Annotated in this window: 14 protein-coding genes; 6 read left to right on the forward strand and 8 right to left on the reverse strand. The window is 39.0% G+C overall.

The window, feature by feature from the left end; all coding sequences use genetic code 11:
- Positions 1 to 49: 49 nt before the first annotated feature.
- On the reverse strand, positions 50 to 1822 hold the full coding sequence (locus JCM9157_RS16385; RefSeq protein ID WP_035666410.1) for a M3 family oligoendopeptidase: 1773 nt from the start codon (positions 1820 to 1822) through the stop codon (positions 50 to 52).
- Positions 1823 to 1963: 141 nt separating this feature from the next.
- On the opposite strand from JCM9157_RS16385, the gene JCM9157_RS16390 reads away from it, so the two are divergent.
- Entirely contained in the window at positions 1964 to 2413 is a 450-nt protein-coding gene (locus tag JCM9157_RS16390) for an Lrp/AsnC family transcriptional regulator (protein ID WP_035666412.1), read from the forward strand.
- An 88-nt stretch (positions 2414 to 2501) separates the two neighbouring features.
- Here the strand turns inward: JCM9157_RS16390 and ggt are convergent, their stop codons facing one another.
- The 3 genes from ggt to rnhA all read right to left on the reverse strand — a co-directional run bounded on the left by ggt (position 2502) and on the right by rnhA (position 5745).
- Positions 2502 to 4115, reverse strand: a complete 1614-nt coding sequence (ggt, locus tag JCM9157_RS16395) for a gamma-glutamyltransferase (protein ID WP_035666413.1) — start codon at positions 4113 to 4115, stop codon at positions 2502 to 2504.
- Between the two features lie 338 nt (positions 4116 to 4453).
- Entirely contained in the window at positions 4454 to 5059 is a 606-nt protein-coding gene (locus JCM9157_RS16400; RefSeq protein WP_035666415.1) for a hypothetical protein, read from the reverse strand.
- Positions 5060 to 5124: 65 nt separating this feature from the next.
- Positions 5125 to 5745 (reverse strand): ribonuclease H, encoded by a 621-nt coding sequence (gene rnhA, locus JCM9157_RS16405; protein WP_035666418.1) that lies wholly within the window; start codon positions 5743 to 5745, stop codon positions 5125 to 5127.
- Between the two features lie 87 nt (positions 5746 to 5832).
- Between rnhA and JCM9157_RS25815 the strand changes: the two genes are divergently transcribed.
- Positions 5833 to 5967, forward strand: a complete 135-nt coding sequence (locus JCM9157_RS25815; protein WP_268870957.1) for a hypothetical protein — start codon at positions 5833 to 5835, stop codon at positions 5965 to 5967.
- Positions 5968 to 6032: 65 nt separating this feature from the next.
- Positions 6033 to 6284: a hypothetical protein gene (locus tag JCM9157_RS16410; RefSeq protein WP_035666420.1), complete on the forward strand. Its 252-nt coding sequence runs from the start codon at positions 6033 to 6035 to the stop codon at positions 6282 to 6284.
- A 109-nt stretch (positions 6285 to 6393) separates the two neighbouring features.
- On the opposite strand, the gene JCM9157_RS25470 is transcribed toward JCM9157_RS16410, so the two are convergent.
- The 4 genes from JCM9157_RS25470 to JCM9157_RS16425 form a co-directional block, all read right to left on the reverse strand.
- Entirely contained in the window at positions 6394 to 6726 is a 333-nt protein-coding gene (locus JCM9157_RS25470; RefSeq protein ID WP_052013203.1) for a polysaccharide deacetylase family protein, read from the reverse strand.
- A gap of 5 nt (positions 6727 to 6731) precedes the next feature.
- Positions 6732 to 7271 (reverse strand): polysaccharide deacetylase family protein, encoded by a 540-nt coding sequence (locus tag JCM9157_RS25475; protein ID WP_052013204.1) that lies wholly within the window; start codon positions 7269 to 7271, stop codon positions 6732 to 6734.
- Between the two features lie 97 nt (positions 7272 to 7368).
- A complete protein-coding gene (locus tag JCM9157_RS16420; RefSeq protein ID WP_035666422.1) occupies positions 7369 to 7704 on the reverse strand; it encodes a hypothetical protein in 336 nt (111 codons plus the stop codon).
- A gap of 371 nt (positions 7705 to 8075) precedes the next feature.
- Positions 8076 to 8828, reverse strand: coding sequence for a YkgJ family cysteine cluster protein (locus JCM9157_RS16425; RefSeq protein ID WP_035666423.1), 753 nt, complete (start codon positions 8826 to 8828; stop codon positions 8076 to 8078).
- Between the two features lie 200 nt (positions 8829 to 9028).
- On the opposite strand from JCM9157_RS16425, the gene glcT reads away from it, so the two are divergent.
- The 3 genes from glcT to JCM9157_RS24105 all read left to right on the forward strand — a co-directional run bounded on the left by glcT (position 9029) and on the right by JCM9157_RS24105 (position 12395).
- On the forward strand, positions 9029 to 9859 hold the full coding sequence (gene glcT, locus JCM9157_RS16430; RefSeq protein WP_035666425.1) for a glucose PTS transporter transcription antiterminator GlcT: 831 nt from the start codon (positions 9029 to 9031) through the stop codon (positions 9857 to 9859).
- 192 nt (positions 9860 to 10051) lie between these two features.
- Entirely contained in the window at positions 10052 to 12076 is a 2025-nt protein-coding gene (ptsG, locus tag JCM9157_RS16435; RefSeq protein ID WP_035666427.1) for a glucose-specific PTS transporter subunit IIBC, read from the forward strand.
- 190 nt (positions 12077 to 12266) lie between these two features.
- Positions 12267 to 12395, forward strand: a complete 129-nt coding sequence (locus JCM9157_RS24105) for a DUF2639 domain-containing protein (protein WP_081734221.1) — start codon at positions 12267 to 12269, stop codon at positions 12393 to 12395.
- The last annotated feature ends 487 nt before the right edge of the window (positions 12396 to 12882 follow it).

A 12882-nucleotide genomic window follows, 5' to 3' on the forward strand; every position in this document is an offset into this window, starting at 1 on the left:
AGCTACCTGTTTATTCAACATTGAATAACAGGTAGCTATTTAGCGCTAATTATTTATTCGTTAGTTCCATAAACTCTTCAACATCTACTAAGATCAGGTCAATCGCTTCTTGCCAGAAGTCTTTGTTTGTTAGATCAATTTGAAGATGTTTCTGTGCTAGATCTTCTACTGTCATGCTTGCTGTGTCTTGAAGAAGAGCAATATAGTCGTCTTCAAATGAACGGCCAGCTTCAAGAGCTTTTTTATAAATTCCAAGGCTAAATAAGAAGCCGAATGTATAAGGGAAATTGTAAAAAGGAACTCCCGTAATATGAAAATGTAGTTTCGATGCCCAGAAAGTTGGTGAATAAGAAGTTAGTTGATCTCCATAAGCTTCTTTCTGTGCTTCTTCCATTAATGTGTTTAGTTCTTTAACCGATAACATCTTATTTTTACGAGCCTCATAGAATCTCGTCTCGAACAAGAAGCGTGCATGAATATTCATGAAAAATGCTAAAGAACGCGATATTTTATTTTCAAGTAAAGATAGTTTCACATCTTCAGAAGGAGCTTCTTTTACTAACGCATCAGCAATAATTGTCTCCGCAAAAGTCGAAGCTGTTTCGGCTACATTCATTGCATAGCGCTGCGCTAATGGATCCATATCTTTCAGACAATGTCCGTGATAAGCATGACCAAGCTCATGAGCTAAAGTAGCCACATTCGCCATTGTGCCATCATAGGTCATGAAAATACGAGATTGTTTCGACAATGGAAATGACGTACAAAATCCGCCTGGACGTTTACCAGCTCGGTCCTCTGCTTCAATCCAACCATCGCGAAGAGCTCCTTCTGTAAATGAAGCAAGTTTCGGACTGAACGTTTTAAAATGCTTAATAATGAGCTCACAAGCATCTTCATAGGAAATGGTTGTATCTCCCTCTACCGGTAAAGGAGCATGAACATCATGCATCGCAAGCTTCTCTACACCTAGAAGCTGAGCTTTTCGATCCATAAATTCATAGAATCTCGGCTTATTATCTGTAATCGTTTGCCACATCGCATCTAACGTTTCTTCCTTCATGCGATTAATCGTAAGTGGCTCTTTTAATACATTATCCCAGCCTCTTGCTTTATATAGATTCAGTCTGAAACCAGCAAGATGATTTAACGTTTGCGAAAATAAATCTGCTTCTTTTCCCCATGCCGTTTCATTCGCTGCAAATGCTTGCTCACGAACGGAGCGATCTCCACTATTTAAGCGATTTTGCAACTGACCTGCTGATAATAATTTTTCTTCGCCATCTTCTTCGAACGGAATCTGCATGCGACCAACAGCACTGTTATAAACATTGCCCCAAGCGTGATACCCATCTATCGCAAGCTGTCCTGCTAATTTTTCTTCAGCAGACGAAAGCTTTTCTTGCGCTTGTTGACGACGTTCTTCTAAGTTAAAGCTCACTCCTGATAAAGAAGGACGGTCGATTACCTCTTGCCATTGTTCATCCGTTAAAGCAACTAAAATGTCTTCAAGGACACCCCAAATGCTTTGAACTTGAGTCATCTGTTCCGTTATTTTTCCAAGCCATAAAGAAGCCTCTTTGTCTTTTACATCCTGGGCCGTTAAACAGCTGATAAACGCCGAAGCCTCTCTTGTTCTTTGCATATATGCTTGAATATCTACTATGTATGTTTCTAATTGGTCGATTGTAAACTCTTTTTCTAGTTCTTGATCTAATGTCTTTAAAAGTGCATCCGTTTCTTCTGTAAACTGCTTAAACTCTTCAGACTTACTTCCACCTTTAAAAATAGAATCAATATCCCACACTTCTGGAAATTTCATGTTTTTACCCCCTCGTTATTTCGTTACCCGTAATAATATTATCAGAATTTTAGCAAATATACTAGATGTTTAACGTTGCGTGTTTAATAAAACAAAATGTCTTATAATAGATTTATCTAAGTTACCTAAAGGTGTGGTGCAATGAAGATTGATGCAACCGATAAGAAGATTTTAGAATTATTAACGATTAATGGACGAATGTCTTACGTTGATATCGCAAAAGAATTAGGGCTTTCTCGAGTTGCTATTCGCGAGCGAATTAATCAGTTAATGGAAGAAGAAGTGATTGAGAAATTTAGTGTTGTCATTAACTCTGATAAAATCGGAAAAAAAGTTTCTGCTTTTTTCGAAGTAGACTGCGAGCCAACCTCTTTAGTGTCCGTTGCCGAAACATTAGCGGAAAATCCTAAGGTTGCTAGTTGTTATCAAATGACAGGCCCAAGCACCCTTCACATGCATGTTCTCGTTGAAGACTTCGATCAACTTGAACATTTTATTAACGAAGAATTATACGCTTTAAAAGGCATTACGAGAGTTGAAAGTCACATTTTACTAAGACGATTTAAAAGTCGAAGTGGCATGAAGTTATAACGAGAATGTCTCATAAGGAAGTTCTCTTAACCTGTGAGACATTCTCGTACCTCACCTCACCCCTCTTGCATGAACTCAAAACGCAACCTTACCAAACTGCGATGTGACCATCCGTTCTTGACTCTGTCCCACCAGCTAACACCCCAGTTTTCGGATCGCGCCAAATAATCTGTCCTCTTCCGAAAGGACCTCCATTTGCTTCAACAGAAATTACATGACCTTTTCTTGAAAGTTCGTCGACGATATGAGCAGGCAGAGCCCGTTCAACATGCACTTTCTTCCCCTCAGACCACATCCAGCGCGGAGCATCTAAAGCTGCTTGCGGGTTTAGATTGAAGTCAATTGTATTCATCACTACTTGAACATGCCCTTGTGGCTGCATGAAGCCACCCATCACTCCAAACGGACCAACTGCTTGATTTCCTTTTGTTAAAAATCCTGGGATGATTGTGTGATACGTTTTCTTGCCTGGTTTAAGAGCATTGTCATGACTAGGATCGAGCGAGAAATTATGTCCTCGGTTTTGCATCGCGATCCCAGTCCCTGGGACAACAACGCCTGATCCAAAGCCCATATAATTACTTTGAATAAATGAAACCATATTTCCTTCTTCATCAGCTGTCGCTAAATAAACCGTTCCACCTTTTTGAGGGGTACCAGGCTCAGGTAAAATCGCCTCTTCCCCAATAAGCTGCCTTCTTTTCTCTGCATATTCATCAGATAACAACTCTTCTACTGATACACTCATTGATTCAGCATCTGTTATATACTTTAGTCCATCAACAAAAGCGAGTTTCATTGCCTCAATCTGTTTGTGATAGGTATTAGTAGATTCTTTTTCTGGAAAATCAAAACCTTTTAGTATATTCAAAGCTTCAAGCGCAATTAAGCCTTGTCCATTAGGAGGAATTTCCCAAACCTGATATCCTTTGTAATCAACACTGATTGGATTCACCCACTCAGGCTCGTACGCTGCAAGGTCTTCTTTTCTTAAAAAACCTCCATGCTTTTGGAAAAATTGGTCAATTTGATCGGCAATTTCCCCTTCATAAAAGGCTTTACCATTCGTTTCAGCAATCAAACGTAACGTATAAGCATGTCCCGGAGATGCCCACATCTCTCCTACTTCTGGTACTTTGCCATTCGGAGCAAACGTCTCGAACCACGCTGTAAATTCCTCACCTTGTAATGCCTTAGAGTAACCTTCATATGCGCGTTTCCAGTAATAAGCAAGCGTTGGTGACAGTGGGAAACCTTCTTCCGCATATTTAATAGCAGGCGCAAGTACATCTGTTAAAGGAAGCTTCCCAAACTTTCGAGATAACTCTGCCCAAGCACCAGGGGTACCAGGAACCGTAACCGGAATCATTCCAAACTTAGGTAACTCTTTTTCATATCCTGCTTGTTGAACCGCTTCTATTGATAATGCTTGCGGCGCTTGGCCACTCCCATTCAAACCATGTAACTCTCCATTGACCCACACTAAAGCAAAACAATCTGACCCAATCCCGTTTGATGTCGGCTCAACAACCGTCAAGCAAGCAGCTGTTGCGATAGCTGCGTCAATGGCATTTCCACCTTGTTTCAAAATATCTAAACCAGCTTCTGCCGCTAACGGCTGTGACGTGGCGACCATCCCTTTACGGCCATATACGACATTTCTTTTCGACTCATAAGGATATACATGTGCATTCGAACTCATTGCTCTTCCTCCTATATCAACCATTTATTTCGATTAACTAAACATATCTAGTTAAATTATAATAGATAACAACAAGGAGCGTCTATGAATGATTTCATTTTTCCGATTATTTATGTAATTCGAAAGCTTTATTATTTGGTCTTCGCTATTAAGTGAATCTTTCACGGTACTGGAAGGAAATTGAGGGACTTTGAATTTGTGTGGAAATAGGGGATCTGTTTTTAACCTTATAAGAAAAGGAAGGTCACACACTAAAATAGCAAGTGCCTTCCTCAACATACTACTTTTAAACCAGAAACAACGTTTAATCAAACGCTTGATTAACCGTTGTAACAGCTTTAACATATGAAGAAAAACAAAAATGCAATGGGGATCGCAACAGTAAACAAGCTCATTAAGCCCTTATTAAATGTTTGCTTCGTAAACTTCTGACCTGTCCTTACTAAACGCAAAGCATCTACGATTTGACTATGCAAATAAGCCGCATCTTCTATTTTCCTTCTTCTTTGAAACTTAATTCTAATATCTTTTCCTTCATCTACTTCTTCAGGGTCTTGAGGCCAGACAAGTTCAATTCTAGCGCGAGGATCATTATTAATATGAAACTGATAAGAATGAGATTCTGTTATCTGTGTTTTCTTCTCCATTTCCGTGTATTCATATCCTAAATGATCTAACACCTTTCGTACTGTGTTCACAGTGAATACCGAATCAACTTGATAAACCGTTATTTTTGGTAGCCGGTAATAGGTAATTGCCGTTATCAATAAAGGGATGATGATAGCAATTAAATAAAACAACGGATCACCGTTAGCTGGGTTAATAAAAAATGGCAACAATGCCATAACGGACGTTGTTAGTAAATAATAAATAGGTGACTCTACTTCAACACCATTTTGATTTTTCTTTGAAAAAATTTCTCTTATTGATAAAAAAGACAGCAAAACTAATAGAATAAACCCACCAACGCTATTTGCATCGGCTTCCTCCTCAGCTCAACTCTTGGGGCCTACTTTCTACCATAGTCAGCTTTTATTTCTCCCCAACTTTCGGTTTGCCATTTTGCAATTTTATTAGGGTAATCATTTGATTGTAACCATTTTTCAGCTCGGTCCATCAACGACCATATGTAAGCCGTTTTCTCATTTCTTTCTAACGTTGATTTTGCTTTTCGTTGTTTCACCCATTTGATCGCTGTCATTGAGTCAGAGTAAATCGTTTTGGAACTTCCTTGTTCTTTTAAATATGCTAAACCATGAACAATTGCTAGGAATTCGCCCATATTATTAGTCCCGATATGAATTTCATCATGAGCAAATAGCACCTCACCTGTTTTCGTATCAACACCTTTGTATTCCACTATCCCAGGGTTGCCACGACAACCTACATCTACTGAGATACTATCCCATTCAACCTCTTCTATTGATGTTGTTCCTTTTTCTTTTATGGGGGCAGTGGATTTTTTCACTTGCTTTTCTCCTTTAAAAGCTGCTTCCGCTTCTGCTTTAGAAGGAAATGATTTAAAGCGTGCACCTGTGAATCCTTTAACTTGCGCTTCACATTCTGCCCACGTTGTAAAAATACCTGTCTTTCTACCTTTCCAAACTACATAAAACTTGTTTTTTGCCACATAACCACCCACTCTTTGAATAAGTTTTCGATCTAAAGAAATAGTAACAGTAGAACCAAATTTAAACAATCAGAAGGAGGATTTTTTATGAACAAGCGCAATCCACAAAAAGGCAAAGCATTAACGAACAACCAAACACCTAAAGAGAACTTGTTTAATGAAGAAGTGGCAAGTGAGATGATTGATAATGGTACAAACAAAGCAAACAACAAAAGAAAATAGGCAAGTTTGAATAATCTTTTTTGTTTCTGGCGATAATGGTGCTAAAAACGAGGTGCAAGCCAGTTATGAATGTAACCATCAACCGTAAGCGTTCAATTAAAAATCCTGGTGACCTTATTAGCACAAAAGGAAACAAAATTTATGCGATCATTGAAGACAAGGGCGAAAAATACCCTTACCATCTTCTCTGCCTCGAAACATTCACAATCGTCGAAAGCTACGATACCTTACCAACAAACGAGGAAATCGAAGAAGACATTGGCGATAAACTCGAAGGCATCTATCAACACCGCGACTCACATATAACGCTTAACTAAAAGGCTTGCTGTATTTCTAAAGTAGAATGAAACGGAGTCGAGATGTAATTCCATTATAAAAGGGTGACTTATAAGGATTCTTCCTTGTTAAGTCACCCTTTTTTCATCCTTACTCCAGTTCATAATCTTCTAGTAAAACAAACGAAAAGCCCATCTCCCTCAAATCATAAACGGCTTTTTTCACCCCTTCCGCTGTCCCACTGCTAGGCTGATTCATATGCAAAAGAACAATCGAACCACTCTTTGCCCCAAGCAATGCCCGATGAACTTGTTCCACAGAAAAAGTGGCACCAGCATCTCCTAACACATTAAAATTAACTACCTCTAACCCTAACTCATTGACGATCTCCACTGCAATTTCATCATAAAAAGCTGTCCCCGAACGAAACATGGTTGGAGCTTGTCCTGTTAACCGTTTAATCGTCTCTTGATTACCGAGCACCTCATCTACAACCTCTTCAGGCTACTTGTCCCTTTTATGCCCCAAGCAGAATGACCAGTTACAGATAAAGGAACATGTGCCGTTCCATGATTCTCGATTTGAAACAAAGGGTCACTTGCTAACTCTAATAATAAATCTTCATGCTCTAAAATCCAACGCTCATTAAAGAAAAGAGTAGCTGGAATCTGCTCTGTTTGTAAAAAAGTGATTAACTCCTCATCATATCCATTGCCATAAGGACCACCACACGCATCAAATGTTAGAGCAATCACTTTTTCATCAGTATGTAATCTTGTTTTGACGCCACTCACCGTCTCCGCCCATTGATTAGGCTGACGATTAGCAAAGGATGTTAAGTCAACATCCAACAGTTCTTCTTCCTCTTGAACCTCATCTCTTTCCCTCAACTCGTTACTAGCCTCTTCATCTCTTTCTTGCGTCCCCTCATCATCTACAGGTTGCGGACTTGTTTCTTCCGTTTCAAATGCTGTTTGACAGGCTGTAACAAAGGTAACCAGAATCAGGAACACGGCAAATAACCTCAACTAAACACACTCCTTACACAAATAGAGGATGCCTCAAAAGGTTCCTATCGCCTTTTGATACATCCCCCGAAATCATCGTTTCTTTTAATCTGTAAATTTACTCATTTTTAGAAGACTCTGTTTCTAGCTTTTCTTGTTCTTCATACCAATCATCTAGCACTTTCGCATCTAGCACTCTTCCTTCAACAAAAGAAGCTTGTTTATCTAGGAAAAGCGTTCTCCAATTAACATCCATGTCTTCAGCTATTTTGACAACTGTGAGTAACTCCTGCCAAGCTACGTAACGCTTATACCAGAAAAATTGAGGTTGCTCTGTCATATACGGGTATAAGTCATCAAACTCCGTGTGTTTACAGTCTACAGTTCGTTCAAATTGAACTTTCGCCTCTGACACTCGCTCTTCAAAATACGTACGAAATTCTTTCTCTTCCACTAGTATCCCTCCCTGAAAAGCATTTCTATCTAGGTTAAATTTTATTAGTGAGTAATGCTAGCCTATGCAGCAATCTTTATAAAAAGAATGGCGATTCGACTTATTTTAATAATACCACGAGTGCTGTTTTTACTAAACGGAAAATAAATAGAAATTTTTAGATAATTTCTGTGAAGTTAGTTAGTTGGTAGTCATTCATATACCCTCGGATCCGTTACATTGTGCTGCAGGCACTTGCTTTCCGCGGGGAGGTGCCGAGCCTCCTCGGCTGCGCCTGTGGGGCCTCGGCTCTACCTCTATTTCCCGCAGGAGTCAAGTGCCTTCCGCTTCATTTCACTTTGGTTATACCAACAATTCTTTTTTAAAAGCACTTATAAAAAAGCAGCTAACTCTTCTTCTAAAAGTATAGGAAGGTAATGGACGTCGGCTGCGTCTTTTGGATAGGAGAAGCCGAGGTCTTTGTCTTTTACGACCTCTAGTATTTCGACTATTATTTCATTCATTCCTTGCACATAGTAATGATGAAGGAATTCAAAGGTTACGGGTCCTTCTGGTAAGTCTTCTTTTTCACATACATTTACATCAACATAATTTACATAGGTTCTGCATGAGACTGGTCTAATGTCATACGCTGTACACTTTTTTGACTTTTCATCTAGAAACACACAAGGCAACTTTAGATTGATATATTTCATTTTATAGGATTCGTCCGTTTTAAAATTAATTTGTTTAACATCCTCTAACTTAGCCGAAAATTGCTTACTATAAGATTTAATCTGATTCAACAGCTTCTCTTTTCTTTCTTTGGGCAACTGATGAATAAACATCAACATCATTTTCGCTTCAAGTCTCGTACTTAAGACGGGAAAATAGCAGCAGTGAGCACACCCTGCTTTGCATGAAGGAGTCAAACTCAACTCTTGTTCAATGATATTCATTTCCGTACTCACTTGAGTCAACATTCGCTCAAATGACTCTGTCAACAGCTTAGCTACATGCTTTCCTTCGCTTTCGTCTAATAATTGATCGACTGCATCAAAGAAAGGTTGTTCATAATCATAATTTCGAGTATTAATCTCTTCAACTTTACTGATCATTTCTTTATAATTTAATGGTTGTTTCAATTGTAACAGCTCCTACTTATCATTCACCCTTCATACTAGTGGATATTTAGTGGAAAAGCGACCTATTCTTTTCGAATCCATTTACTGACATTCCTATATGAGAAGATCTTAATTGACTAGAAAACCTTTACAAGCTAAGATTAAAACAAAAAGAGTAACTTTCGACAATTTTCGTCAAGCTGCTAGAAAGGAGGAAGTTGATGCTGAGCGTTAAAAAAGTGTTAAATAATAATGTACTCGTTGTCGAGCATCCAGATTACGAAGAAGTCGTTTTAATTGGTAATGGACTAGGCTTCGGGAAAAAACCAGGAGATACTGTCGCAGGAGAACAAGCGGAAAAGTTTTTCGTGCTTAGAGAAGAAAAAGATCAGGAACAATATAAGCAGCTTCTTGATTATGTTGATGAAAACTTTATTGGTCTCATGAATGATATTATTGAAATTGTTGAAGACAGATTCTCGATCCGTCTGCATGAGCATATTCACATCACTCTTACCGACCATCTTTTCTATGCGATTAAAAGAGTTAAGCAAGGGTTGGACATAAAAAATCCTTTTCTATCAGAAACAGAGTTGGCCTATCCTAAAGAGTTCTTAGTTGCTAGTGAGCTCATTGAATATTTAAATAAACAACTGAACTTAGAAATCCCGCCTGGTGAAATTGGATTTGTCGCTCTTCACATTCACAGTGCTTTAACGAGACGTTCTTTGCAGGAAGTGAATCGACATACCCAATTAATCGCTGAGCTTGTACAAGTAATTGAACAATCTCTTTCAATAAAAATGGATCGCGAAGACATCAACTACCTTGGACTTGTTCGCCACCTCCATCTTGCCATTGAACGGATAAATAAAGAACAATTTATGGAAAATCAAGAACCGCTAAAAAATGTGTTGCAAGCAGAATATCCAGTGTGCTACAATTTGTCATGGAAATTGATGAAGATTATGCAACACACTTTAAAAAAGACCATACCAGAAGCTGAAGCCGTCTACTTGACCTTGCACCTTCAGCGACTTTCTAAGCAATAGATAAATGCTATTATATTCTTTTTTACGTGTTACTGGTAAAGCAGGCATGAGTGGAAAGGAAGCGATTGCAGATTTTGGAAGGAAGAGAACCAACTCTTCTGACAGGACCTGCATGTTTCCCCTTTTCGCTCATGCCTTTTTTGTTGCATAAACATCATTTATTTTTAGAAATAACAACTAGGAGGAAGTTACATGTTTAAGAATTCGTTCGGCGTGTTGCAACGTGTTGGTAAAGCATTGATGCTACCAGTTGCCTTATTACCTGCTGCTGGTATTTTATTAGCTTTCGGTAATGCATTGCAAAACCCTGATTTAGTCGCGCGTATTCCAGCGCTTGAAGCGAGTTGGATTGTTATGCTCGCAAGTATTATGGAAAGTGCCGGTGACATTGTTTTTGCAAACCTTGCCTTGCTATTTGCTGTAGGGGTTGCAATTGGTCTGTCTGATGGAGACGGTGTTGCTGGACTAGCTGCCCTTATTGGTTACTTAATTATTAATGTGACCATGAGTGTTATCGGTGGCATTGAAGCAGATATGGTTAATGCTGCTGAAGGAACTGCTTTAGTCCTTGGGATCCCTACTTTACAAACGGGAGTATTCGGAGGAATTATCGCTGGACTTCTAGCCGCTTTCACCTATAAAAAGTATTTTAATATTGAATTACCATCATACCTTGGCTTCTTTGCCGGGAAACGTTTTGTACCGATTGCTACAGCCTTTTTCGGTTTATTAATCGGTATTGCTTTGTATTTCGTTTGGCCGACTGTTCAAGCTGGCTTAAACAACGTGTCTTATTTAATGGTTGAATCAAACCAAACCGTTTCTGCGTTTATCTTCGGTGTGATTGAACGTGCTTTAATCCCGTTTGGTCTTCACCACATTTTCTATTCACCTTTCTGGTTTGAATTTGGATCGTATACAAACGCAGCTGGTGATATTATTCGCGGAGATCAACGTATCTTCTTTGCTCAACTTCGTGATGGAGCTGAGTTGACTGCTGGAACATTCATGACAGGTAAATTCCCATTTATGATGTTCGGTCTTCCTGCTGCAGCATTAGCTATTTATCACTGTGCACGTCCAGAACAAAAGAAATTAGTTGCCGGAATCATGGGTTCAGCTGCTCTAACTTCTTTCTTAACAGGTATTACAGAACCAATTGAATTCAGTTTCTTATTTGTGGCACCAGTTCTTTTTGCCATTCATGCTGTTTTCGCTGGATTCTCATTTATGATTATGCAATTACTCGATATTAAAATTGGTATGACTTTCTCTGGAGGAATTATCGACTTTTTACTATTCGGGGTGTTACCAAATCGTACAGACTGGTGGCTTGTTATCCCTATAGGTCTTGTTTTCTCAGTTATATACTACTTCGGGTTCCGTTTCGCGATTAAAAAGTGGAACTTAATGACTCCAGGTCGTGAAGAAATTACTGAAGATGCAGGCACTTCAACAACAAATACGTCTGAACTTCCTTATCAAGTATTAAAAGCACTTGGTGGAAAAGAAAACTTAACAAGCTTAGACGCTTGTATCACTCGTTTACGCGTTAGTGTTGCCGATGTAGCAAAAGTAGAAAAAGAGACATTAAAGAAACTTGGAGCTTCAGGTGTCATGCAAATGGGTAATAATATCCAAGCCATTTTCGGTCCAAGATCTGATCAGATTAAAACTCAGATGAAAGATATTATTAGCGGCCGTACGCCTGTAGCAACAGAAGAAACACCAGCTAACGAATCGGTTGCAGTTGCAGGAGATATCTCATTCGTTTCTCCTTTAGCAGGAAAAGTAATGCCGATCACTGAGGTGCCAGATCAAGTATTCGCTGGCAAAATGATGGGCGATGGTTTTGCTATTGAACCTACTGAAGGTGTTGTTAAATCACCTGTCTCAGGTAAGATTGTAAACTTATTCCCAACAAAACATGCAATCGGTATTTTATCTGACGAAGGAAAAGAAATCCTTATCCACGTTGGATTAGATACAGTAAATCTAAAAGGTGAAGGCTTTGAAGCTTTAGTAAAACAAGATGATACGATCACACAAGGCCAAGAGCTACTACGCTTTGACCTAGACTTCATCAAAGCTAATGCAACTTCAACGATCACACCAATTGTATTTACAAACCTTGCTGAAGGCGAATTTGTTCAAATTAACAAACAAAAACAAGTTGGTTTAACAGAAACTGCTGTCATTTCAATTAAACAAAACTAAGTTAGATTTAGAGATAGAGCTTAACAGGGGTGTTCCCTCATGTTAAGCTCTTTTTTTATTATTGTTTTCTTTCATCTTCTCACAACTGATTGCATATATGTGAGAGTGCGGGGATTCACTCCTACTGAAACAGAACAAGTAGTGTTACTTACTTGTTCTGTTTATTTTTTTCATGAGAGGGTGTTGATTAATGTACACTGGCAGCAAAGGTTGGTACGTTCAGAAATTAAAAGAAAAAGGTGTAAGGTATTACGAGGGGAAAAAGATTGAAAAATTTAAAGCCCATGTTTTAGCAAACTTACTTAAAGAGAAACAATAGGTATTGGTTGTTGCGGTCTGAGAGGACCTTATCTCCTTTTAGATTATAGGTTTAGTGGTATTCGAGGACTCAGGTGACCCTATTGATTGAAGTTCTAGTCGTTCCAACTGCTTTTTATTGAATAAGAACTCCTGAGTCCTCCAACCCTTGAGGAATAGGTTTTTTGATACTAATAAGGGCCTCTGTGTCCTCTCACCCTTGGATCCCATACTCTTCCGGACTGAGAGGACCTTATCTCCTTATTAATCATAGGTTTAGTGCTGTTCGAGGACTCAGATGACCTTATCTACCAATATTCAAGTCGATTCACCTGCTTTTTCATAGAATAAGGGCTCCTGTGTCCTCCAACCCCTCCCAAACAAGGTTTTTGAAACTAATAAGGGCCCCTGTGTCCTCCCGATATTCAGACCCCATACTCTTCCGGACTGAGAGGACCTTATCACCTAAAAAATCAAGGTTTAGTGCTGTTCGAGGACTCAGATGACCT

It is taken from the genome of Halalkalibacter akibai JCM 9157 (assembly GCF_000513135.1).
GTDB classification, from domain to species: Bacteria; Bacillota; Bacilli; order Bacillales; family Bacillaceae_D; genus Halalkalibacter; species Halalkalibacter akibai.